Source organism: Meridianimarinicoccus marinus, assembly GCF_040689105.1.
Taxonomy (GTDB): domain Bacteria; phylum Pseudomonadota; class Alphaproteobacteria; order Rhodobacterales; family Rhodobacteraceae; genus Meridianimarinicoccus; species Meridianimarinicoccus marinus.
The window spans coordinates 146274-167681 of sequence record NZ_JBFBVU010000001.1 but is presented as its reverse complement, the minus strand read 5'-3'; the positions used below and the strand labels follow the sequence as shown (position 1 = coordinate 167681).

General features: G+C 65.1%; 19 protein-coding genes and 1 riboswitch. Of the genes, 5 read left to right on the top strand and 14 right to left on the bottom strand.

Going from position 1 to position 21408, the window contains the following annotated elements; translation table 11 throughout:
- Nucleotides 1-18 precede the first annotated feature (18 nt).
- A riboswitch (yybP-ykoY riboswitch) is annotated at nt 19-181 on the top strand.
- A gap of 5 nt (nt 182-186) precedes the next feature.
- On the top strand, nt 187-747 hold the full coding sequence (locus tag AB0T83_RS00835) for a manganese efflux pump MntP (protein WP_366190735.1): 561 nt from the start codon (nt 187-189) through the stop codon (nt 745-747).
- Nucleotides 748-762: 15 nt separating this feature from the next.
- Here AB0T83_RS00835 and AB0T83_RS00830 read toward each other — a convergent pair whose 3' ends face one another.
- The 8 genes from AB0T83_RS00830 to AB0T83_RS00795 all read right to left on the bottom strand — a co-directional run bounded on the left by AB0T83_RS00830 (nt 763) and on the right by AB0T83_RS00795 (nt 10235).
- Nucleotides 763-1605 carry an ATP-binding protein gene (locus tag AB0T83_RS00830; RefSeq protein WP_366190734.1) on the bottom strand — a complete coding sequence of 281 codons (843 nt, stop codon included), beginning with the start codon at nt 1603-1605 and terminating at the stop codon, nt 763-765.
- A complete protein-coding gene (gene tatC / locus AB0T83_RS00825; RefSeq protein WP_366190733.1) occupies nt 1602-2492 on the bottom strand; it encodes a twin-arginine translocase subunit TatC in 891 nt (296 codons plus the stop codon). Before tatC ends, AB0T83_RS00830 begins: the two co-directional genes overlap by 4 nt.
- Nucleotides 2489-2920, bottom strand: coding sequence for a Sec-independent protein translocase protein TatB (gene tatB, locus AB0T83_RS00820; RefSeq protein ID WP_366190732.1), 432 nt, complete (start codon nt 2918-2920; stop codon nt 2489-2491). The genes tatC and tatB overlap by 4 nt, the downstream gene beginning before the upstream one ends.
- A 31-nt stretch (nt 2921-2951) precedes the next feature.
- Nucleotides 2952-3167, bottom strand: coding sequence for a twin-arginine translocase TatA/TatE family subunit (locus AB0T83_RS00815; RefSeq protein WP_366190730.1), 216 nt, complete (start codon nt 3165-3167; stop codon nt 2952-2954).
- Between the two features lie 395 nt (nt 3168-3562).
- Complete coding sequence (locus AB0T83_RS00810) at nt 3563-4654, bottom strand: ABC transporter ATP-binding protein (protein ID WP_366190728.1); 1092 nt, start codon at nt 4652-4654, stop codon at nt 3563-3565.
- A 108-nt stretch (nt 4655-4762) separates the two neighbouring features.
- Nucleotides 4763-5542 (bottom strand): SDR family oxidoreductase, encoded by a 780-nt coding sequence (locus AB0T83_RS00805; RefSeq protein ID WP_366190726.1) that lies wholly within the window; start codon nt 5540-5542, stop codon nt 4763-4765.
- Nucleotides 5543-5874: 332 nt separating this feature from the next.
- Nucleotides 5875-8097: a glycosyltransferase gene (locus AB0T83_RS00800; protein WP_366190724.1), complete on the bottom strand. Its 2223-nt coding sequence runs from the start codon at nt 8095-8097 to the stop codon at nt 5875-5877.
- Complete coding sequence (locus tag AB0T83_RS00795) at nt 8094-10235, bottom strand: class I SAM-dependent methyltransferase (RefSeq protein ID WP_366190723.1); 2142 nt, start codon at nt 10233-10235, stop codon at nt 8094-8096. The genes AB0T83_RS00800 and AB0T83_RS00795 overlap by 4 nt, the downstream gene beginning before the upstream one ends.
- A gap of 175 nt (nt 10236-10410) precedes the next feature.
- Between AB0T83_RS00795 and AB0T83_RS00790 the strand changes: the two genes are divergently transcribed.
- Together AB0T83_RS00790 and AB0T83_RS00785 are read left to right on the top strand one after the other, a co-directional pair.
- A complete protein-coding gene (locus tag AB0T83_RS00790; protein ID WP_366190722.1) occupies nt 10411-11418 on the top strand; it encodes a sulfotransferase family protein in 1008 nt (335 codons plus the stop codon).
- The gene (locus tag AB0T83_RS00785) at nt 11415-12524 is read left to right on the top strand and encodes a hypothetical protein (RefSeq protein WP_366190720.1); all 1110 of its coding nucleotides are present in this window, start codon (nt 11415-11417) and stop codon (nt 12522-12524) included. Before AB0T83_RS00790 ends, AB0T83_RS00785 begins: the two co-directional genes overlap by 4 nt.
- A gap of 52 nt (nt 12525-12576) precedes the next feature.
- On the opposite strand, the gene AB0T83_RS00780 is transcribed toward AB0T83_RS00785, so the two are convergent.
- Complete coding sequence (locus tag AB0T83_RS00780; protein WP_366190719.1) at nt 12577-12942, bottom strand: SnoaL-like domain-containing protein; 366 nt, start codon at nt 12940-12942, stop codon at nt 12577-12579.
- 104 nt (nt 12943-13046) lie between these two features.
- Nucleotides 13047-13670, bottom strand: a complete 624-nt coding sequence (locus tag AB0T83_RS00775) for a ParA family protein (protein ID WP_366190717.1) — start codon at nt 13668-13670, stop codon at nt 13047-13049.
- A gap of 300 nt (nt 13671-13970) precedes the next feature.
- On the opposite strand from AB0T83_RS00775, the gene AB0T83_RS00770 reads away from it, so the two are divergent.
- Nucleotides 13971-15578 carry a peptide chain release factor 3 gene (locus AB0T83_RS00770; protein ID WP_366190716.1) on the top strand — a complete coding sequence of 536 codons (1608 nt, stop codon included), beginning with the start codon at nt 13971-13973 and terminating at the stop codon, nt 15576-15578.
- Between the two features lie 13 nt (nt 15579-15591).
- Here the strand turns inward: AB0T83_RS00770 and AB0T83_RS00765 are convergent, their stop codons facing one another.
- The gene (locus AB0T83_RS00765) at nt 15592-16707 is read right to left on the bottom strand and encodes a rhamnan synthesis F family protein (RefSeq protein ID WP_366190715.1); all 1116 of its coding nucleotides are present in this window, start codon (nt 16705-16707) and stop codon (nt 15592-15594) included.
- A gap of 277 nt (nt 16708-16984) precedes the next feature.
- Here AB0T83_RS00765 and AB0T83_RS00760 point away from each other — a divergent pair, with 277 nt between their 5' ends.
- The gene (locus AB0T83_RS00760) at nt 16985-18388 is read left to right on the top strand and encodes a DEAD/DEAH box helicase (RefSeq protein WP_366191080.1); all 1404 of its coding nucleotides are present in this window, start codon (nt 16985-16987) and stop codon (nt 18386-18388) included.
- Nucleotides 18389-18489: 101 nt separating this feature from the next.
- Here AB0T83_RS00760 and AB0T83_RS00755 read toward each other — a convergent pair whose 3' ends face one another.
- From AB0T83_RS00755 to AB0T83_RS00745, 3 genes are read right to left on the bottom strand one after another with little or no spacing between them, the layout of a single operon-like run.
- Entirely contained in the window at nt 18490-18903 is a 414-nt protein-coding gene (locus AB0T83_RS00755; protein ID WP_366190713.1) for a VOC family protein, read from the bottom strand.
- A gap of 46 nt (nt 18904-18949) precedes the next feature.
- Nucleotides 18950-20620, bottom strand: a complete 1671-nt coding sequence (locus tag AB0T83_RS00750) for a ribonuclease J (RefSeq protein ID WP_366190712.1) — start codon at nt 20618-20620, stop codon at nt 18950-18952.
- A complete protein-coding gene (locus AB0T83_RS00745) occupies nt 20617-21396 on the bottom strand; it encodes a type III pantothenate kinase (RefSeq protein WP_366190711.1) in 780 nt (259 codons plus the stop codon). Before AB0T83_RS00745 ends, AB0T83_RS00750 begins: the two co-directional genes overlap by 4 nt.
- Between the last annotated feature and the right edge of the window lie 12 nt (nt 21397-21408).

Below are 21408 nucleotides of genomic sequence, written 5' to 3'. Positions count from 1 at the left end.
TTCCGATTCCCGCGCGATACGTCCGGCATCGGGGAGTAGCGTCCGCCACAACGGCGGAGGCGCGTCAACATGCTCGCAGGGATTCTGCGTGGCGCGTCTGGTCCATGGGATTTCGCGAGACCGTGGCGTAATGGCTCTGCGGGCGGAGTCCATCCAACGCCCGGATCAGCCCCGAGGAACCGTCACATGTCCCCGACTGCCATCGGCGTGCTTGCCGTCTCCATGTCCATGGATGCTTTCGTCGCCGCGCTGGGACAGGGCACATCCGGGCCGCGTCCCAGTTTCGCCATGACCCTGCGGACCGGCGTGATCTTTGGGGTTGTCGAGGCACTCACCCCGCTGATCGGCTGGGCGGCGGGCATGGCTGCGGCCCGGCACATCGCTGTGATCGATCACTGGATCGCCTTCATCCTGCTGGCCGGAGTCGGCGGGCACATGGCACTGCAAGCCTGGCGCGACACCGAACACACCCCGCGAAACCGGTCGGTCTGGGCCACGGTCGTGACCGCGATGGGTACCTCGATCGACGCGATGGCGGTCGGGGTCTCGCTGTCGTTTCTGCAGGTGAACATCCTTTGGATCGCCCTTGCGATCGGCGCGACCACCATGGTGATGAGTTCGACGGGGGTGCTGCTGGGCCGGTTGATCGGCGCGCGTTTCGGACGCATCGCCGAAACCCTGGGCGGGGTCGCCCTGTTTGCCATCGGCGCGACGATCCTGTGGCAGCATCTGACGGGCGCGGCCTGAGCCGTCGCCCCCAGTTCAGGCGAGCGCCACGCCCTTGCGTCCCGCCAGATCGGTGACGAATTGCCAGGCCACCCGGCCCGAACGGGCGCCGCGCGTCGCTTGCCATTCGATGGCCTCGGCGCGCAGCGTTTCGTCGGACACTTCGATCCCGAAGGCATCGCAATAGCCCCGGATCATCGACAGGTATTCGTCCTGACTGCACGGGTGGAACCCCAGCCACAGGCCGAAACGGTCCGACAGCGACACCTTTTCCTCGGTCGCCTCGCTGGGATTGATTGCCGACGAGCGTTCGTTCTCGATCATGTCGCGCGGCATCAGGTGCCGCCGGTTCGAGGTGGCATAGAACACCACGTTGGACGGCCGCCCCTCGATCCCGCCATCCAGCACCGCTTTCAGGCTCTTGTAATGCTCGTCGTCATGGCTGAACGACAGGTCATCGCAGAACAGCACGAAACGCGCGTCCGAGCCGCGCAGGATCGCCATCAGCCGCGTGATGCTGGGCAGATCCTCGCGCTGGACCTCGACGATCTTCAGGTCATGGCCCCGGGTCCGCACCTCGGCATGGACCGCCTTGACCAGCGAGGATTTCCCCATCCCCCGCGCGCCCCAGAGCAGCGCGTTGTTGGCGGGCAGGCCACGGGCAAACTGCAGGGTGTTGGCCAGCAGCGTGTCGCGCGACCGGTCGATGCCCTGCAGCAGCGGCAGCGCCACGCGGGCGACCTTGTCGACCGGCACCAGACGGTCCGGCGCCACATGCCAGACGAAGGCCTCGGCGGACAGGTTGGGCACGGCCCCCGGCGGCGGGCTCATCCGCTCCAGCGCGGCGGCAATGCGGGTCAGCGCGTTTTTCTTGCTCATGACCGGGCGCCGTCTTCCGCAGCCGCGTCGGCATCGTCTTCATCGTCCCACAGGCCCTGCGCCCGCAGATCCGCCTCGCGGCGTTTCTCGACGCGTTTGACCAGCTGGATCGAGACCTCGTACAGCCCGTAGACCACGGTGAACAGGATCACCTGCGTGATGACATCGGGCGGCGTCACCAGCGCGGCCAGCACCAGAATGCCCACCACCGCGTATTTGCGCATGTCCTTCAGACCGCGTGCCGAGACCAGCCCGGCCTTGCCCATCAGCGTCAGCAGCACAGGCAACTGGAAGCACAGCCCAAAGGCGAAGATGAACTTCAGCGACAGGTCGAGGCTTTCGCGCACCGAGCCCAGGAAGACGGTTTTCAGTTCCTCGTTCGGGTCGGGGGCCGAGAAATCGCCCTGCCCCGCCACCAGATTGGCCAACGCCGGGATGGCGTCGGAAAACCCGATGAAGAAGTTCATCGCCAGCGGGGTGACCACGTAATGCGCAAAGGCCGCGCCCAGCAGGAACAGCGCCGGCGAGGCGATCATGAACGGCAGGAAGGCGTCCTTTTCGGACCGGTACAGGCCCGGCGCCACGAAGCGCCACAACTGATGCGCGATCACCGGGAACGACAGGGCGAATCCGCCAATCAGCGAGATCCGGATCAGGACGAAGAACTTCTCCTGCGGGGCGGTGAAGATCAGCCGGGGATCCTCGCCCCGTGCACGCAGCACATCGGCGATGGGTTCGGACAGGAACTCAAGCAGCGGTTCGGCCACGGTGAAGCACAGCACCATGCCCACGAGAAAGGCGATGACCGAGCGGATCAGCCGCGTGCGCAGCTCCGCGAGATGTTCGATCAGCGGGGCCGAGGTGTCTTCGATCTGGTCGTCTGTCATGCGGGATTGGTGTCCGTCGTCTCGTCGGCCGCGGCAACCGAAGGTGCCTCTTCTGGGTGCTTCGCGGTGTCAGCGGTCGGCGTCTTGGGCGTCCCGGTCTTGGCGGGAGTCTTCGCGCCAGACGCTTTCCCGGCCGGCTTGTCCGCCAGCGGGTCGTCGGGAAGCTCCAGATCCTTGGCCGCCTTGTTGATCGTGTCCAGTCCGAACTGCTTGGGATTGGCCGCGGCCTTCAGGCTGGCCTGGATATCCTTGACCCCGGCCTGATCGGCGGCGTCATCCATTGCGCGGGAAAACTCGCGCGCCATGGCCTTGGCCTTGCCGGTGAACTCGCCCATGCGGCGAAACAGGATCGGCAGATCCTTGGGGCCCACGACGATCAGCGCCACGATCCCGATGACCAGAAGCTCGGTCCAGCCGATGTCAAACATGCGTCACACGTCCCGCCCGGGCCACCGGCCCTCAGACCTTGTCTTTTTCCGCCTCGGGGGTGATGTCGCGGGCCACGGTGTCATCCGCGTTCTCGATCTCTTCCGAGCCATCCTTCACGCCGCGCTTGAAGGCGGTGATGCCCTTGCCAACCTCGCCCATCAGGGACGAGATCTTGCCGCGTCCGAACAGGACCAGAACCACGACGGCAATCAGCAGCAGGCCGGGCAGGCCGATATTGTTCAGCATTTGTTAGTCTCCCTTGGCACCCGGTCGTTTCGGGCGCCCTTCTTGTGATGGATCGTGTCTAAATAAGATAGGCACGGGATCAAAGCCCCAAAACCCCCGGCAGGGGCTTTTCCCATCACGATGTCGCAGGGCGCGGACGGCAGAGCCGGGTCAAGGCGCGCCGCAGGCGCCCGCGCAACGCGCGGCTTGGCCTTGAGGCGGCACTGGCGGCCCTTACCCTTGGACCGGCGCTTTCAGGGCAGACCTGCCCCTGAAACGCCTCTCAGCACTGTCATGACAGCCGCCATCCACGGCCACCCCCTGCCCCCGGATCACACCCGCGCGGCGCAGCCGCGCCGGGCCCAACCGGCGCCCCGGCTTTGCCGGGGCAGAGGGCGGGAGCGCCCCCTTTCGGGTCAGGTCACCACCTGCGCCGGAAAGACGTGACAGCGGTCACGGCGCATCATCAGCCACAGCGGTGTGCCAGCGTTGGGCAGGAACACCCCCGGCACCACCGCCGACAGATGGGTGCCGTCGAATTCCATCTCGAATTCCACAAGGCTTTCGCGCCCCAGATAGCGCGCCCGCACCACCGATCCGCGCGCCGGCACGCCGTTGACCGGTGTCGGCGCCGGTCCCTGCCCGTTGCGGTCGAAATCCAGCTTCAGATGCTGCGGGCGGATGATGATCTCAACCTTCGAGCCGTCGGCGTGTCCGGGGGCCAGAAACTCGCCGAACGCGGTGCGGGTCAACCCGCCCGTGACCGTGCCCCGGATCACGTTGACGTCGGAAAAGAACGCCGCCGCAGCTTTGTCCACCGGTGCGTTGTACAGGTTGTAGGGCGCACCCTGCTGCACGATACGGCCATCGCGCATCAGCGCGATGCGGTCGGCCATGCGCATCGCCTCTTCCGGCTCATGGGTCACCATGACCACCGCCGTGCCTTCTTCCTTCAGCAGCGCCAGGGTCTCGTCGCGGATGCCGTCGCGCAGCCGGTTGTCCAGCCCGGAGAACGGCTCGTCCATCAGCATCACCAGCGGCCGGGGCGCCAGCGCGCGGGCCAGCGCCACGCGCTGCTGCTCGCCGCCCGACAACTCGTGCGGATAGCTGTCGATATGCTGCGCCAGATGCACCCGGTCCAGAAGTTCACGGACGCGCGCGCGCTTGCCCGCCTTGCCGCCGCGCAGTCCGAAGGCCACGTTGTCGGCCACCGACAGATGCGGAAACAGCGCAAAATCCTGAAACATCAGCCCGACCGACCGCCCCTCGGGCGGCACCGAGACCAGCGGCCCCTCGACCTCGACCCCGTCAACGCGGATCACCCCGCGTTCGGGCGTCTCGACACCGGCCAGCATCCGCAGGGTGGTGGATTTGCCGCATCCCGACGGCCCCAGAAGGCACAGGATTTCTCCGGCGTCGATGCTCAGCGAGACATCATTGACCACCGCGCGGCCCGCGAACCGGCGATACAGCCCCTCGGCTTCAAGCCTTTGATGCACAGCTGTCATGGAGGCGAAATCCGATCAAAACCCTCAACAGCCTTTCGGCTAGCACCCCGCCCCCGCCTTCGCAACCCCGCCGCGCTGCTGCGCCACGGGGCTGGCCCGGGGATGCCGTCAGATGGTGGTGTTGATCGCGCCGCCGTCCAGCACGATGTTCTGGCCGACGATGAACCCGGAGTGCTGCGAGCACAGGAAGGCGCACATGGCGCCGAATTCGCCGGCGGTGCCATACCTGCGCGCCGGGATTGTGGCCTCGCGCTTCTTGCGGGCGGCCTCCATGTCGATGCCTTCGGCCTTGCTGACCCCGCTGTCCAGAGATTGTGCGCGGTCGGTGGCGTGGATGCCCGGCAGCATGTTGTTGATCGTCACCCCGTGCTGGGCCACCTGCCGCGCCGTGCCTGCCACGAATCCGGTCAGCCCGGCGCGCGCGGTATTGGACAGGCCCAGCTGCGGGATCGGCGCCTTGACCGAGCCGGAGGTGATGTTGACCACCCGGCCCCATCCCCGGTCGATCATGCCCGGCAAGGCGGCCTGCATCAGTGCGATCGGCGCCAGCATGTTGGCATCCACGGCGGCGATGAAATCGTCGCGGCTCCAGTCCGACCACAGGCCCGGCGGCGGACCCCCGGCGTTGGTCACCAGGATGTCGATCTGCCCGGCGGCGTCCAGAACCTCGGCGCGGCCCGCCTCATTGGTGATGTCTGCGGCCACCGCGATGACCTCGACGCCATGGGCCGCGCGGATCGCGGCCGCCGTGGCGTCCAGCGCCTCGGCGCCGCGCGCGTTCAGCACCAGGTTCACACCTGCCGCGGCCAGCGCCTCGGCACAGCCGCGCCCCAGCCCTTTCGAACTTGCCGTGACCAGTGCCCGCTTGCCCGCAATTCCCAGATCCATGATGTCGCACTCCTTCAAGGTATAGCCCTACAGGTAGCAGCCCTGCGCGGCGGCGCAACACACACCTGAGGTCAGCAGCCCGGCCGCAGCATTGGCGGGAATAGAGACCAAGCGACGTGAGACGAGCTTCAGGGACGCGCGTGACTGGGAAACCGCCATGACGTGGACCCCCCTGTCCGGACGCGGCTCACCTCGGGCACGGGAAGTCTTTCGGCGGTTGGGACTTGCCCGGCGGCGGATCGACGGCGATGCCCCTGCCCGGCGCGGGTCTGGGCCTGTTGACGGCGTTCGGGCCGCCGGGCTGGCGCGGGCGGCGGCTGCACTAACCGCCGTCAGAACCCGCCGTTGCGCCGCAACTGTCGAAAGACTTCCCGCGCGCGGGGCTCGCGGCGTTCGGCCCAGCCCTTGATGCAACGGTCGCCCAGCAGGTCTTCGGGGAAATCCAGTTTCCCGGCGATCCCGGCAAGGCTTTGACGTGCCTCGGGCGTCAGGGTGTCCAGTTCTCCGGTTTCGATCAACCGGGTGTAGATTTCCCAGAACATCGCCGCATGGGCATAGGCCAGATGGCGCGGGCCCGCGCCCTTCAGGGCCGCGACCCCGTCCAGATAGGCCGCCACCGAGGCCAACCGTTCCTCGACCGAGCGCGAGAACGACAGATGCGTGCCGCCCTCGGTCTGGCGGATCCAGCGATAGGTGGCATCCTTGGTCAGCGAGATGCCGCGCGCCGCCGCGAACACCTGTTGCAGGAACAGCCGGTCCTCGCCCAGCCGCAGCGCACTGTCGAAGCGCAGGTCGTGGCGCACCAGAAGGTGTCGGTCGATCAGCGTGTTCCAGACGGTGTAGAGAAACACCAGGCTGGGCATTTGTGCGTAGCCGATCCCATAGGCCTCGGGCTGATGATATTGATCCATCTGGTTGAGCTGCTGCTTGCCCTCGGGCGTGCAGAACAGATGCGCGCCGCGCGACACCTCGGCATCGGTACCCAGCATCAGCGACAACAGCCGGTCCAGGGCCTGGGGTTCCACCAGATCGTCGCCATCGGCGAAATAGAGGTACCGCCCCCGCGCCGCCGCCATGCCTTCGTTGCGCCGCGCCGAAGGGCCAAGGTTGCGGCCATCCTGCGTGATCACCAGCCGCTGATCCTGCGCGGCATGGGCTTGCAGAATATCGACGGTGCCATCCTGCGAGCCGTCGTCAAGGAAATGCACCTCGAAACCGGTCTCGGTCTGCGCCCGCAGCGCGGTGGCCAGCGCATCGATATGCGCGGCCTCGTTGTAGCAGGTCACCACGACCGAAATCAGCGGCGCGCCCTTGGCGATGACCGGGGCTTTCGGGGCCTCCGCCCCGGGGTCAGGCTGCGGCTGTTCCGGCGCGGGCCCGGACACCTCTTGCGTCAGCCGGGACATCTGCGCGGTCAACCCGTCCAGCTTGTGCCCCAGCGTCCCCAGCATGTCCCATGTGAAGGGTTCCAGGTCACGGGGTTCGAAAGCGACCGGCGGCGGCAGGTCGCTGCCCTCACGATCTACCGCATAGACCGACAGGTTTTCATAGCGGGCGATCAGCACCGGCGGCTGCCAGCCCTCCAGCGCCCACAGCATGTCCTTCAGCGGGGCGTGGAAATAGACGATGGGGCTTTGCGGCACCGGGTGGTCGTAGCCCGAGATCACGATCCGCTTGCTGGCGGCGCGGGCCAGCGTGTCGATCAGCCTGTCCGCGGCCTGCGCCGAGGGCGCATGGATCAGAACCTCGAAACACAGGGCAGCCTCGGCCACCGGCCCGCCCGAGACATCCAGCGGTGCCTGCCGGAATTCCCAGTCCGGGCGCTTCTGACGGCCCAGTTCAAGCGCGCGCGGTGCCTCGTCCACCCCGATATAGCGGTTGAAGTTCAGCGCCCGGACGACCTCCAGGTCGCCGCAGCCGATATCCACCACCGACAGGCCCGGCGCCACCACGTTGCGGTTCAGAAGCTCGCGCTTGATGCCCTGGAACACGCCCCGCGATCCGACGCCGCTGCCCAGATCGGGATTGTTGCGATACCGGTAGTCCCAGAAATACCCGTTGTGGTGCAAATGCCGGATTTCGGCGCTGAGATCGGCAATTTCCTGCGCGTCGAGGTCGGGGAATTGCCCCGGCTGAATCTGACCGGACGGGCCCAGCAGACGTGGCAGGGAGTGCACCCCGTCCGGGGTCTCCCCCCGCGCCGCGCCCGCTACGTCACAGGTCAGACGGCGCCCGCCCGCCTCGATCACGAACCCCGCATCCAGCGTCACCGGGCGGGTCAGCATCACGATGGGCGCCCCCACCAGGGTGATCCCTTCGGCATCGGCATCGGAGGACGTTGCCGCGACCAGACGCACCAGCGGGTCCTGGACCAGAGGCCAGTTCTTCTGCGCATCCTCCCGCAAGTCGGGATCGGGGATCACGACCTCGATCCGCGTCAGATTTCCTGTCAGAAACCGGCGCAGGGCGGTGATGCTGACGGTAGCCAGATAGAGATCGCCGCCCCCCTGCGTGATCTCGAACCGAACCGTGACGGGAAGCGGGGTGTCCGTCATGACTTGGGTTTCTTTCCCTTGATCCGATGGCGCAGGTTGCGTTCGAAGTCGCGCAGGAACTTCGGCGTGCGGAACTTCTTGCGCGTGCCGACGATGCCCACGCGGGGCTTCACCACCTCGATCACCAGCCCGTCCAATTCGGTGCCGAAGGGCGTGGGCACCCGCGCCTGATGGGTCAGGACAAGGTTCTGCTTTTCCAGCAGGCGGATCACCTGCGCGCCGGTCTCGGCCCCCTCGCTGCCCGGCACCAATGCATCGGAACGTTTCGCGGTCGCCGCCGCAACGATCCCCCGTCCACCGGGCACCAGATTGCGCGCGATCTGTCGCAAGGCCGCGTCGCTACGACCGTCTTCGTCAAATCCGGCGAAACCGATCAGGACATCGACCGGCCTGGGCTTGTCACCGCCCCGCGTGGGTGCGGCCCCTTCTGCGGTCAAGGCAAGGCTGCTTTCGGCCACGATTTCCACGCCGCGCAAGGCCAGGGCAGTGGCGAAGGACCCGGTCGGGTCGCCGCCCAGAACCGCGATGCGCGCGGCATCCAGACAGGTCGGCATCCGCGACAGAACCTCAAGTTCAGCCCCGAACCGGGCCGGGATCATCGCCTTGCCCGCGTAGAGATACTGCAGCAGGCGTGCCGCTTCAGGTTGCGCCATGTCCAGCAATTCAAGGTCTGAGGCATCGGAGCGCTTCAGCGCCAGATACACCGGCCGGCCCGCGAACTGGCCCAGACGCAGAATTTCAGGGAAGTCCCCGGTGCCTCGCAAAAGGCGCACCAGATCGCCTTGAGCCGAGGATCGCGGTTCGCCCAATAGCAACAGCTTGTCGCCGGTCAGTTCCGCCAGCATCCGCACCGACTGATCCGGTGCGTCGAACCCGGCCACGTATTCGGCGAAGTCGAGACACAGCACCAGATCCCCGGGCGCATCGGCTGCGCCCGTGGTAAAACTGGCCTCGGGCAAACGTTGCGTAGCGGCCTCTGCCATCCGGGCCCGACGGTCGAAGCCGCGATAGCCGCGCGGCGAAAGGCCCACCAAGTGCGCCCCCGATCCGCAACAGACATCCGTCACGCTTTCGGCGGTTTCGATCCCCGCTGCCTGCAGCAGCGATTTCAGAAGTGGCGCGTTCTTTGTGGTCATCGAAACCCCTGCCTCCAGCGACCGCCACGAGCGGAAGCGCTTGTCCTCCCCCGGATTCCAGTCGGTTTCCAGCCCCAACGCGGACAGCCGGTCGTTCACCCGTATCACATCCCGGTCGATTGCCCGGATACCACTGAGACCCAGCAGCCCCCTGTCGTCGAGATTGTTGTGGAAATGGATCGCCAGCGCCGGCTCGATGCTCGCGTTCCGGCTTTCCGGATGCGGGAAATGGGTCGGGAAATTGAACCGCTCGTCCAGGCAATGGGGATGCAGTTTCAGATCGCGCAGCGCCAGATAAAAGGAAATCTGATCCACGTGATGGGCGTGCCGTTCCAGGATCTTTGCCGTGCGCGGATCGCCCAGCAGGCGCAGCGCCCAGTCTTGCCAGGCCGCGCCGAATTCGGCGCACAGAGACACCGGTAGGGCATAGAGCCCGCCATTGAAATACCCCAGCGGCAGCGGGTGATAAAACAGCGAATCATGCGCCAGCGCCTCGGGCGGGGCGGCCTTGAAGGCCTCCATCAGGGTGCGGATCTTGGCCAGCGGCGGATTGGGGAAATCGGCGGTCTTGCCAAGGGCAAAGCGCCCGCTGACCTGCCCGGCCATTGCCGCTTCGGCCGAAAGCGCCGTGCCGAACCGTCCCGTCGCCGCAATGTCGCAATCATTCATCACGAGAATGTCGGCGTCGAAATTCGCGGGACTGAGCGGCTGAACCAACTTGTTGCAGTATTTGCCGTCACCGAACCGCGGCACCGGCACGATATTGACTCCGCGCGCGGCGAGTTGCGGCAAAACGTCGAGATCGGTCTCGACCGTGTGAACGAAAATCTTCTCGGGCGCGACCGTCTCGATGTCCAGAAGGCAAGTGACCCAGATCAGCGCCGAACGCTCGATCACCGGATTTCGATCCACTACACAGGAATAGGCCAGTGTGGGCGTTTTTCCCGCACCCTGCAAATCCTGCGTGGTGTCCAGTTTGTCCACGGCACATCCGATCGTCATGTTTCAACACGTTTTCAATATCTTGCCCGATAAGGCCAGCGATCGCACTGCGGCATCCGCTCGCAATCCCCTTCTGTGCTGAGTATCGTGTTTACCGTTTTTGGGAAAGTGGGTAACTTGTTGGGAAATCTGCCTGCTCGGCCCCCACATTCCAACAAAGGCATCCCGAGATTTCATGACAGGACTGATCGTCGCCGGATTTCACCGAAGCGGAACCTCATCGGTCGCGCAACAACTGGCCAATTGCGGCTTGTCGCTGGGCGAGGACCTGATCGGGGCAAATGAATTCAATCGCTTCGGCCATTTCGAAAGCTGGCCTGTGGTTCGGTTTCACGATGGCATTCTTGCCAGAAAGGATGCGGATTGGGCGCGTATTCCCGACGGCCCGATCGCGTTCACGCCGGACGAAGCGCAATGGGTGCGCGACTATTGCGCGGCGCGCGACGCCAAAGAGCCGGTCTGGGCGGTCAAGGATCCGCGCATGTGCCGGTTCATGCGCCAATGGCGGGCCGAGGTTCCCGGTCTTAAATTCCTGATCGTGTACCGGCACCCGGTGGCGACCTCGCAATCGCTGAACCGCCGGTCCGCGCTGTGGATGGCGCGCAGCCACAACACCGACAACATCGCGCGGCGATTCTATCACGATCCCGATCTGGCCCTTAAGCTGTGGATCGAACACAACCAGCACCTGCTGGATCTTCTGGCCGCGTATCCAGACGATTGCGTGGTTCTGGGTCATCATCACATCCTTGCCGGGATCAATCCGCTGCAGGTGGCCGAAGACGGGCTGGGCCTGTCGCTGGGGGCAGATACGGCGACCACGACCATCGATCACACGGCTCTGTCGAAAAAGGACCCGGTGCTGCCGGTGTGCGACAGCAGCCTGATCGCGCCGGTGCTGGAGATCTGGCAAAGGCTGGAGGATGCCGACTGGGCCACCGCACAGGGGCACCCGCGCGAAGATATCGCCTCGGCGCTGGTGCATGATCCCTCCGGCCTGAAAACAAGGGCCGGTATGGCGGATGTGCAATTGTCCGAGATCTACAAGTCGCCGGCCGGTGACATCTCGGTTCAGAAAGGCGCCAAGGCCGTGGCCGCGAAAATCTCCAAGCCGCCGTTCAGCCTCTATTTCATGCGCAAGAAGAAATACCGCGACTTCGTCGAGAAGGTGACCGACTGGTGATCTATGTCTTTACCACCTGCGCCCTGAACTATTTCCCGAACGCCCGCATTCTGGCGCAATCGGTGCGCAAACACATGCCGCAGGCGCGGCTGGTCTTTTGCCTGACCGATGCCGCGCCCGACGGGTTCGACGCCACCCAAGAGGGGTTTGACGAATCCTGGACCCTGGAAGACCTGCGCCCGCAGATCCCTGACCTGGAAAAATGGATCTTTCAGCACACCGTGATGGAGATGGCGACGGCGGCCAAACCCTTCGTCCTGCATGCCCTGCTGGAACGCGAGGATTGCGACGGCGTGCTGTTCTTCGATCCGGATTGCGAAGTGCATTCTCCCTGCACCGAGATCCTGCAAAGCCTGTCAGAGAACTCGATCACCCTGACGCCGCACGCCTGCCTGCCCCATGACAACGACTCCTGGGTGTTCTTCGAGCTGAACCAACTCAAGGTCGGGTCGTTCAACCTGGGCTTCTTCGGGGTGCGCAACGACGAGGAGGGGCGGCAGTTCGCACGCTGGTGGCGGCACCGCTTGCGCAATTACTGCTTGATCGACGAGCCTCGGCACCTGTTCACCGATCAGAAGTGGATCGATCTGGTGCCAGGATACTTCGACAGTGTCCGGGTGCTGCGCCGCCCGACCTACAATGTCGCCCGCTGGAACACCTTCCAGCGAAAGCTCACCCGCGGCGAGGACGGCGGGGTGCTGGTGGATGGCGAGCCGCTGGATTTCATCCATTTCTCGGGGTTTCTGAAGAAGGGCAGCTACGTGCGCGGGCTTTACGACGCACAATCGGCCGAATGGTGCGCCGAGATCGAGGTGCTGGATGCCCTGTCGCAGGACTATGCCAACCGACTGGCGGCGGATCAGGCGCGGCCCGAGTTGTCAGGCCCCTGGGGCTTGGGGCTCTATGCGGATGGCGTGGAAATTCCGCCGCAGCATCGCACGGCCTATCGCGTGTCGCCAGACCTGCAGGCCGCCTTCCCGAACCCGTTCGACGGCGGGGAGGCCCTGCGCGCCACGATGAAATCCGCCCCGACCGAGCCGGTGCCCGTAAAGAAGAAAAAGAAGAAATCCGCCCTGAGCCGCCTGAAACGCAAGCTGGGCTTGTGATGGCAGATCCCGACCGGGCGGCCATCCGACAGGCCCGCCCGACCGGGTCCGATCAACTGCCGTAAAAGAACTCTTCGTGCGAGATCTTGCCGTCGGTCACAGTGTAGACGCCCACTTCCTTCATCTGGCTGCGCTCTCCGGTGGCTTTCATGGTGGCATCCATTTCGAAGATCACGGCGAACTTGTTGTCACCGTGCGGCATGGGATCGCTGACCGAACCGCTGTGCACCTCGAAGTTCTCGCCCCACCAGGCGTGCTTGCCGCGGATCGCCTCGACCCCGACGGATTCGCGGCCGTTGCCATTGTCCACGGCCTCGACCGAAACCGCATCGGGAGCGTAAAGCTTGTCCAGGTTTTCGGCTGCGCGACCCTCGCGGCAGCCGGCCACAAGTTCCGTGGCGACGTCATTCATATCCATCTGCAATCCCTCCCTGATGTTCATGATGTGTTCCTCAGCATGACGTTGGGTCGTGACAATTTCAAGATTTTAGACTCACGTTTGCGTGAAAGTCCCGGCGCAGGCTATCCCAGCGCGTCCAGAAGGGGCTGCCATTGCGCTTGCAAGGGCTTGTAGGGGGCCTGCGGCATGTCAAAGATGCTCAGCCCGGCTTCGGCCAGATCGCCATAGGCGGCCCGTTCGCCGATGCCGGCCAGCGGGGTCACCCCAAGGGTCTGGAAGAACGTCTCAAGCCGGGCCGCCGCGCGGGTTCTGGGGCGCAGACGCATCGCCACCAGGCTGATTCGAACTTTGCCGTTCCGGATGCGCTTGGTCTCGGCCAGCTTGTTGAGAAACCGCCGCGTGCTGTCGGCGTCAAACAGCGAGGGCTGCACTGGGATCAGCACCATATGGGCTTGCGCCACCAACGCCTGCGCCCCGTCGCCCTGCATGGCGCCGGGGGCATCAACGATCAGCCAGTCGGTCTTTTTCGGAGAGGTTCCGAAGGATTTCGCAGCACTCCAGTTCAGGCGGGTGACCGGGGCGGCCTCGGGCGGGCGGCGCTTCAGCCACCGAGTGGCCGATTTCTGCGGATCGGCATCCGCAAGCGCCACCCGCGCACCGCCATTGGCCAGCGCCGCGGACAGGGTGATCGCCACCGTCGTCTTGCCGCAGCCGCCCTTTCGATTGGCGATCAACACCGTCTTCATCCGGTCGCTCCCCCCTGCTCCGCGTGCGGGATCGTAGACGCAGGCCGTTGTGCAGCGCAACGGCTCGCGAAGTTTGGACCGCAGCGAAGGTGGTTGGTGCGGGGCATCGCTGCGCGGTTTCTTGAGTATTTTCAACAAGAAAAATCTAGGGAAGGAATGTGCCCTGCTCCCGGTTTGACGCGCGCCCCTGCCGTGGATCCAATCCCCGCTTCAGAGCCCAGCAGACGGTGGCGGCGATTTTCGTGGCGCGGACAACCGCTGCTGATTGCCCCGCCCTGCGAGCCTCGCTATATCGCGCCCATGTTGGACCGATCTCAAAATGCCCCAGACCTGCCGCCCGAAGTGGCGCGGCGCCGTACCTTCGCGATCATTTCGCATCCGGACGCGGGGAAAACCACGCTGACCGAGAAATTCCTGCTCTATGGCGGCGCCATCCAGATGGCCGGTCAGGTGCGCGCCAAGGGCGAGGCGCGGCGCACCCGGTCGGACTTCATGAAGATGGAGCAGGATCGGGGCATTTCGGTCTCGGCCTCGGCCATGTCCTTTGATTTCAAGACCTATCGGTTCAACCTCGTGGACACGCCGGGCCACTCGGATTTTTCCGAGGACACCTATCGCACCCTGACGGCGGTGGATGCGGCGATTATGGTGATCGATGGCGCCAAGGGCGTGGAAAGCCAGACCCGCAAGCTGTTCGAGGTCTGCCGGTTGCGCGACCTGCCGATCCTGACCTTCTGCAACAAGATGGACCGCGAAAGCCGCGACACCTTTGATATCGTCGACGAGATCCAGGAAAATCTGGCCATCGACGTAACGCCCGCCAGCTGGCCGATCGGCATGGGCCGGGATTTCCTGGGCTGCTACGATCTGATCAACGACCGGCTGGAACTAATGGATCGCGCCGACCGCAACAAGGTGGCCGAGAGCATCGAGATCAACGGGCTGGACGATCCGCTGCTGGAGCAGCACATCCCGGCAGGTCAGCTGGAGCAGTTGCGCGAGGAGGTCGAGATGGCGCGCGAGTTGCTGCCGCGCCTCGATCCGCAGGCGATCATGGATGGCACCATGTCGCCGATCTGGTTCGGCTCGGCGATCAACTCTTTCGGGGTCAAGGAACTGATGGACGGGATCGCCAACTATGGCCCCGAGCCGCAGCCGCAGTCCGCGCAGCCGCGCCAGATCTCGCCCGACGAGAAGAAGGTCACCGGCTTTGTCTTCAAGGTGCAGGCCAACATGGACCCCAAGCACCGCGACCGGGTGGCCTTCCTGCGCATGGCTTCGGGCCATTTCCGGCGCGGCATGAAGCTGACCCATGTGCGCAGCAAGAAGCCCATGGCGATTTCCAACCCGGTGATGTTTCTGGCGTCCGACCGGGAGTTGGCCGAAGAGGCCTGGGCCGGCGACATCATCGGCATCCCGAACCACGGCCAGCTGCGCATCGGCGATACGCTGACCGAGGGCGAGGCGCTGCGCGTCACCGGCATCCCGTCCTTCGCGCCGGAACTGCTGCAATCGGTGCGCGCGCTGGACCCTTTGAAGGCCAAGCATCTGGACAAGGCGCTGATGCAATTCGCCGAGGAAGGGGCCGCCAAGATCTTCAAGCCGATGATCGGCTCGGGCTTCATCGTCGGCGTTGTGGGCGCGTTGCAGTTCGAGGTTCTGGCCAGCCGGATCGAGCTGGAATACGGGCTGCCCGTGCGCTTTGAAAGCTCACAGTTCACCTCGGCCCGCTGGGTGTCGGGGCCGCAGGCGGCGCTGGACAAGTTCATCTCGACCAACAAGGGGCATATGGCCACCGACAACGACGGCGACCACGTGTATCTGACCCGCCTGCAATGGGACATCGACCGTATCGAGCGGGACTATCCCGATCTGACCCTCAGCGCGACCAAGGAAATGATGGTCTGAGGCCGGGCGGCGCTCAGCCGCCCGGCTGCGCGCGTGTCGCGATTGTTTCAAGCTCGTCGCGAACAAAAGGGCGCAGGGCCAGCCCATCGGCGGTAGACATGTCCAGAAGCCGCCGGGCGTTCGCCGGATGCTTCAAATTGGCCTTCTTGATGAAATTCACCTCCCCGCGGAACAGGCCGTAATAGGCGTGGCTGTCCCAGGGATTCAGTTCCGCCACCAGCGTTCGGGCAAAGCCGCGCAGGTCGTCGTCCGCAACCCTGCCCGCCGCAAGTCTCTGCATCATCTCGTCATGGGCCGGGCGCAGGCGGGCGTTCAGAACCGGCAGGCGGCGCAGGAAATCCTCCAGATCGGGGCGCGGCAGGGCCGGAATGCGCGTTGCGATGGCGTCGTGATCCAGCAGGCAGCGCGGCGGGAAGCCGGCCTCGGACATGGCCTTGCTGAAGCCGACCTCGCCCCGTTCCAACACCTGCGCCTTTGCCGCGCTCAGCGTATAGCCCGACCAGAACCGCGCGAAGGCCGCGCTGTCCAGCACCTCGCGCGAGACCCGGAACAGGAATGAGGCCGCATGGGTCTGGCCTGTCAGGGCCGGATCCCGTCCGCGACCGGGGCGATAGGGGAAGTTGCACAGGGCGGCATAGGGCGCGTCCATTTGGGCAAAGGCCGCCAGCGTATCGGGCCCATCCATGGCCGGCAGCCACAGCGTGTCGTTCATCACCAGCAATTGCGCGGGCAGCGCGCCGCTGACCCGCAAATAGGCGATCCCGTCCCGGTAGCCGCCGAAATCATAGCCGATGTTGGGCCGCGTCATCACCGCGAACCCACGGTCCCGCAAGGCCGCCAGATCACTGTCGGGCAGCGCCCCATTCACCACGAAGAACAGCGCATAATCGTGCCGGGCCAGCGCATCGAGAGTTTCGGACAGCGACGCCGGCAGGCCACCCGGCTGATAGATCAAAACCAGCGCGATCCGGTCCGTGCGGGCCTGCTTGCCGGGAAGCACCCGCACCAGCCGCCGCGCCAGAACCGGCCAGAGCGGACGCAGCAGCGCGGTTTGCAGGATCCGGCCGCCGTCGCGCAGCTGCCGCCGCAGCCGTTGCACCTCGCGCCCCAGCTTGCTTGTCTGACCCATCTGCGCGGCGCCCCGGTTTGGAATACGGGAAAAGATGTACGGGCTCGGGCGGCGCGGAACAAGCATTGGCGGGTCTGCGCGGCGGGTCGTCGGCGCCGCCTGCGCCCGCAAAGCCGCACATTTTCCCTGATATATGCATAAAGTTGACCCCTCGCCTGAATTGAGGTACCACGCGGCATGGCGTCCTAGGGGCGCCTTTAACCTTGCTTGCTGGGGCGCCCGGAACATCGCGTCCTATACAAAAAACGGGTGGCCCGATGCCGCCCCTGGGATGCATATGACGAAATTCACAGACCTCAGCCTGGGGCCGAAGGTGCTCAAGGCAATCGCCGAGGCCGGATACGAGACCCCCACCCCCATTCAGGCCGGCGCCATTCCGCCCGCGCTAGAGCGGCGCGACGTGCTGGGCATCGCCCAGACCGGCACCGGCAAGACCGCGGCCTTCGTGCTGCCGATGATCTCGATGCTGGCGCGCGGCCGGGCCCGGGCGCGCATGCCGCGCAGCCTTGTGCTGGCCCCCACGCGGGAACTGGCCGCCCAGGTGGCCGAGAACTTCGACACCTATTCAACCCACCTGAAGTTGACCAAGGCGCTGCTGATCGGCGGCGTGTCGTTCAAGGAACAGGACACGCTGATCGACAAGGGCGTTGACGTCCTGATCGCCACGCCGGGCCGTCTTCTGGATCATTTCGAACGCGGCAAGCTGCTGCTGACCGGGATCGAGATCATGGTGGTGGACGAGGCCGACCGGATGCTCGACATGGGGTTCATCCCCGATATCGAACGCATCTTCTCGCTGACGCCCTTCACCCGGCAGACCCTGTTCTTCTCGGCCACCATGGCGCCCGAGATCGAGCGGATCACCAACACCTTCCTGTCGAACCCGGAACGCATCGAAGTGGCCCGTCAGGCCACCGCCTCCGAGACCATCGAACAGGGCGTGGCGATGTTCAAGCCCAGCCGCCGCGACCGGGCCCACAAGGAAAAGCGCGACATGTTGCGCTCGATGATCGATGCCGAAGGCGAAAAATGCAGCAATGCCATCGTCTTCTGCAACCGCAAGGTCGATGTGGATATCGTGGCCAAGTCGCTGAAAAAGCACGGCTATGATGCTGCCGCCATTCATGGCGATCTGGAGCAGTCGCAGCGCACCGCGACATTGCAGGGCTTCCGCGATGGCAACCTTCGGTTCCTCGTGGCCTCGGATGTGGCCGCGCGCGGTCTGGACGTGCCGGCGGTGAGCCATGTGTTCAACTACGACGTGCCCTCCCATGCCGAGGACTATGTCCACCGCATCGGACGCACCGGCCGCGCCGGACGCGATGGCAAGGCGATGATGATCTGCGCCCCGGCGGACGAGAAGAATCTCGACGCCATCGAGAAGCTGATCGCCAAGCCTATCCCGCGCATCGACAGCCCGGACCTGCCCGAGCCGCCCAAGCGCAAGCGGCGCGAACCGCGCGTCGAAGAGGTCGAGACCCCGGTGGTGGAAGCCACCGAAACCCGCGAGAAGCCCGCGAAATCGGAAAAGCCCGCCCGCGAAGACCGCCCGCGCCGGACCCGTGGCGGCCGCAACCGCAAGGATCGCTACGACGACCGCGAGGACAGCAAGATCGTAGGCATGGGCGACCACCTGCCCAGCTTCATCGCGCTGAGCTTCGAGGAACGCCGCGCCAGCTGATTGACCCGCAAACCGAGCGGTATGAATTTTTGGGGGCGGTCAATCCGAACAGGTTGGCCGCCCCCGATCCGTTTTGGGGCGCGGGTCCCGGGCCCGATGCCTCAGTACCCCTGCCACAGCCCCGGCGTGGCCAATTCGATGCAGTGGCCATCCGGATCCCGGAAATACAGGCTGCGCCCGCCGCGCGGCCAGGCGACCTCGCTTTCGACCGCGATGCCCTCTTCTGCCAGCCGGTCCCGCCAAAGATCCAGATCCTCGGCCCCGATGGCGAAGGCCATATGCCCCGGCCCCTGCCCGTCGTGGGCGGGAATCTTGCCGAAAGGGGTATCCACGTCCTTCGTTGTTGCGCCGCGCTGGAACAGCAGCAGCACCCCGCGTCCGTTCACATCCAGCGCCCGCATTCGCGGATCGCTGTGCAGCAGCTCCAAACCGATGACCTCAAGGTAAAAGGCTTCAGCCCGGTCCAGCAGGTCGACATATAGGACAGTTTCCAGAATGGAAGTGGGGCGCAGCATGACCCAAGGCTAGGGCGCGGCCCTGCCTCGGGTCAATCGTTTGCGATCAATCAACCAGACGGCTGATGACCACGGTCACTTCGGGCTTGCGGCCGATCTCGGCGTTGGCCGAGTTGCGGGCACCGCGGCGCAGGACCTCGGTCAGCTTGTCGTCATCGGTCAGGATCGAATCATCGGCCCGGCCCATCACCTGATCCAGATCGTGTTCCAGAACCTCGGTCAGCGGTGTCCCCGAGCGGCCCTGTTTCGGCAGGCCCATGATCTCGCACCACGGCTCGCCCAACGGTTCGTCGTTTTCGTCGAGGATCAGGGTCACGGTGACATGGCCGTTCAGCGCCAGCCGGATCCGATCACGCACGACGCCATCCAGCGCGCCGATCTGCACGGTGCCGTCCAGATAGGTGCGGCCGGTTTCGACGTATTCGACCACTTTGGGCTCGTTGCCCGCCAGATCCACCATGGTGCCATTGGGCGCCAGGACGCCTTTCAGCCCGGTTTCCAGACCCAGCTTCACATGCTCGCGCAGATGCCGGTGTTCGCCATGCATGGGGATCAGGAACTGCGGCTTCATCAGCGCGTGCATTTCCTTCAGGTCGGGGCGGTTGGCATGGCCCGACACATGGTACTGGCCGGTGCTGTCGTCCACGACGTCGACGCCCTTCTCGCTGAAGGCGTTGATGATGCGCAGCACGCCGCGTTCGTTGCCGGGGATGGTTTTCGACGAGAACAGGAACATGTCCCCGTCCTTCATCGACATCCCGAGGTACTTGCCCCGCGCCAGTTGCGCCGAGGCCGCCCGGCGTTCGCCCTGGCTGCCGGTGACGATCAGCATCAGGCCTTCGCGCGGGATGTTGCCCGCTTCCTCGACCAGAACGGTCTTGGGAAAATCGTGCAGAACCCCGGTTTCCTGCGCCGCCGACACCATGCGTCGCATGGCCCGTCCCAGCAGAACCACCGACCGGCCCGCGGCCCGCCCGGCCTCGGCCAGGGTTTTCACCCGCGCCACGTTGGATGCGAAGGTCGTGGCCACCACCATGCCTGGCGCCGAGGCGATCAGCTTGGTGATTTCCTCGGGCAGCGTCGCTTCGGAGCGGCCCGCGTGCGGGCTCATCACGTTGGTACTGTCGCAGACCAGCGCCCGCACGCCGGGCTTGGCCACTTCGGCCCAAAGCTCGGGATCGAAGGCTTCGCCCACCAGCGGGGTCTTGTCGAGCTTGAAGTCGCCGGTGTGCACGATCCGCCCCTTCGGGCTATCGATCACCAGCGCCGAGGTTTCGGGGATCGAATGCGACATCGGCAGGAAGGACACGCTGAACGGGCCCGCCTTCACGGTCTCGGGCCAGGGCTGCACGATGCGGACCAGGTTCTCGGGTTGGCCCTGCTCCTCCATCTTGCGCTTGGCAATATTGGCGGTGAAGGGGCGGCAATAGATCGGCGCCTTCAGCTTCGACCACAGATGCCCCACCGCGCCGACGTGATCCTCATGCGCGTGGGTGATGAAAATGGCGTCCAGCCGGTTGGCCCGTTCGGCCAGCCAACTGATATCGGGAAAGATCAGATCGACTCCGGGCGAGCCATCCATGTCGGGAAAGGTCACGCCCAGATCGACAAGGATAAAGCGTTCCTTGCCCTTGGGGCCGTACCCATACACATAACAGTTCATTCCGATCTCGCCGGCCCCACCAAGGGGCAGGTAGATCAAGCGGTCCGCGCTCATTGGCCAGCGAACTCCTTATTGTAATTGCTAATCACCGTGAGCCCATGCATCGTGAGGCTCTCGTCGAACTCGTCAAATAGCACGTCGCCCTGCTGGAACAATGGGGCAAGCCCTCCGGTGCCGATCACTTTCATGGGTCGGCCGTGTTCCGCCCGGATGCGGGCGATGATTTCCTTGACCAGACCTATGTACCCCCAGAACACACCTGACTGCATGCAGTCCACCGTATTCTTGCCGATCACCTGCCCCGGCATGGTCACGTCGATATGCGGCAGGGCGGCGGCGGCCTGATGCAGGGCTTCCAGGCTGAGGTTTACCCCCGGCGAGATCACCCCGCCGATATAGGCGCCATCCATGTCCACCACGTCGAAGGTGGTGGCCGTGCCGAAGTCCACCACAACAAGGTCTCCGCCATACAGATCGAAAGCGCCCACGGTGTTGACCAGCCGGTCCGGGCCAACCTTGGTGCCCGCATCCACGCGCACATCGACCGGCAACAGGCAGTCGGGGCGGCCCACCACCAGCGGCCGGCAGTCGAAATAGCGCGAGCTCAGCACCCGCAGGTTGAACACCACACGCGGCACGGTGGTCGAGATGATGACTTCGGACACGCTGGCCGTCAGCCGCTGCGAGGACATCAGCGAGGACAACCAGACGAAATATTCATCCGCGGTGCGCGTGGGGTTGGTGGCCATGCGCCAGGTCGAAACGAAGCTTTCGCCGTTCCACAGGGAAAATACGGTGTTGGTATTGCCGCAGTCGATGGCCAGAAGCATGGCGCCCTCCGC

What these genes read in the sequence shown, in the direction of transcription:
- AB0T83_RS00835 (WP_366190735.1), top strand. Translation starts at nt 187, where the DNA reads ATGTCCCCGACTGCCATCGGCGTGCTTGCCGTCTCCATGTCCATGGAT.
- AB0T83_RS00830 (WP_366190734.1), bottom strand. Translation starts at nt 1,605, where the DNA reads ATGAGCAAGAAAAACGCGCTGACCCGCATTGCCGCCGCGCTGGAGCGG.
- tatC (WP_366190733.1), bottom strand. Translation starts at nt 2,492, where the DNA reads ATGACAGACGACCAGATCGAAGACACCTCGGCCCCGCTGATCGAACAT.
- tatB (WP_366190732.1), bottom strand. Translation starts at nt 2,920, where the DNA reads ATGTTTGACATCGGCTGGACCGAGCTTCTGGTCATCGGGATCGTGGCG.
- AB0T83_RS00815 (WP_366190730.1), bottom strand. Translation starts at nt 3,167, where the DNA reads ATGCTGAACAATATCGGCCTGCCCGGCCTGCTGCTGATTGCCGTCGTG.
- AB0T83_RS00810 (WP_366190728.1), bottom strand. Translation starts at nt 4,654, where the DNA reads ATGACAGCTGTGCATCAAAGGCTTGAAGCCGAGGGGCTGTATCGCCGG.
- AB0T83_RS00805 (WP_366190726.1), bottom strand. Translation starts at nt 5,542, where the DNA reads ATGGATCTGGGAATTGCGGGCAAGCGGGCACTGGTCACGGCAAGTTCG.
- AB0T83_RS00800 (WP_366190724.1), bottom strand. Translation starts at nt 8,097, where the DNA reads ATGACGGACACCCCGCTTCCCGTCACGGTTCGGTTCGAGATCACGCAG.
- AB0T83_RS00795 (WP_366190723.1), bottom strand. Translation starts at nt 10,235, where the DNA reads ATGACGATCGGATGTGCCGTGGACAAACTGGACACCACGCAGGATTTG.
- AB0T83_RS00790 (WP_366190722.1), top strand. Translation starts at nt 10,411, where the DNA reads ATGACAGGACTGATCGTCGCCGGATTTCACCGAAGCGGAACCTCATCG.
- AB0T83_RS00780 (WP_366190719.1), bottom strand. Translation starts at nt 12,942, where the DNA reads ATGGATATGAATGACGTCGCCACGGAACTTGTGGCCGGCTGCCGCGAG.
- AB0T83_RS00775 (WP_366190717.1), bottom strand. Translation starts at nt 13,670, where the DNA reads ATGAAGACGGTGTTGATCGCCAATCGAAAGGGCGGCTGCGGCAAGACG.
- AB0T83_RS00770 (WP_366190716.1), top strand. Translation starts at nt 13,971, where the DNA reads ATGTTGGACCGATCTCAAAATGCCCCAGACCTGCCGCCCGAAGTGGCG.
- AB0T83_RS00765 (WP_366190715.1), bottom strand. Translation starts at nt 16,707, where the DNA reads ATGGGTCAGACAAGCAAGCTGGGGCGCGAGGTGCAACGGCTGCGGCGG.
- AB0T83_RS00760 (WP_366191080.1), top strand. Translation starts at nt 16,985, where the DNA reads ATGACGAAATTCACAGACCTCAGCCTGGGGCCGAAGGTGCTCAAGGCA.
- AB0T83_RS00755 (WP_366190713.1), bottom strand. Translation starts at nt 18,903, where the DNA reads ATGCTGCGCCCCACTTCCATTCTGGAAACTGTCCTATATGTCGACCTG.
- AB0T83_RS00750 (WP_366190712.1), bottom strand. Translation starts at nt 20,620, where the DNA reads ATGAGCGCGGACCGCTTGATCTACCTGCCCCTTGGTGGGGCCGGCGAG.
- AB0T83_RS00745 (WP_366190711.1), bottom strand. Translation starts at nt 21,396, where the DNA reads ATGCTTCTGGCCATCGACTGCGGCAATACCAACACCGTATTTTCCCTG.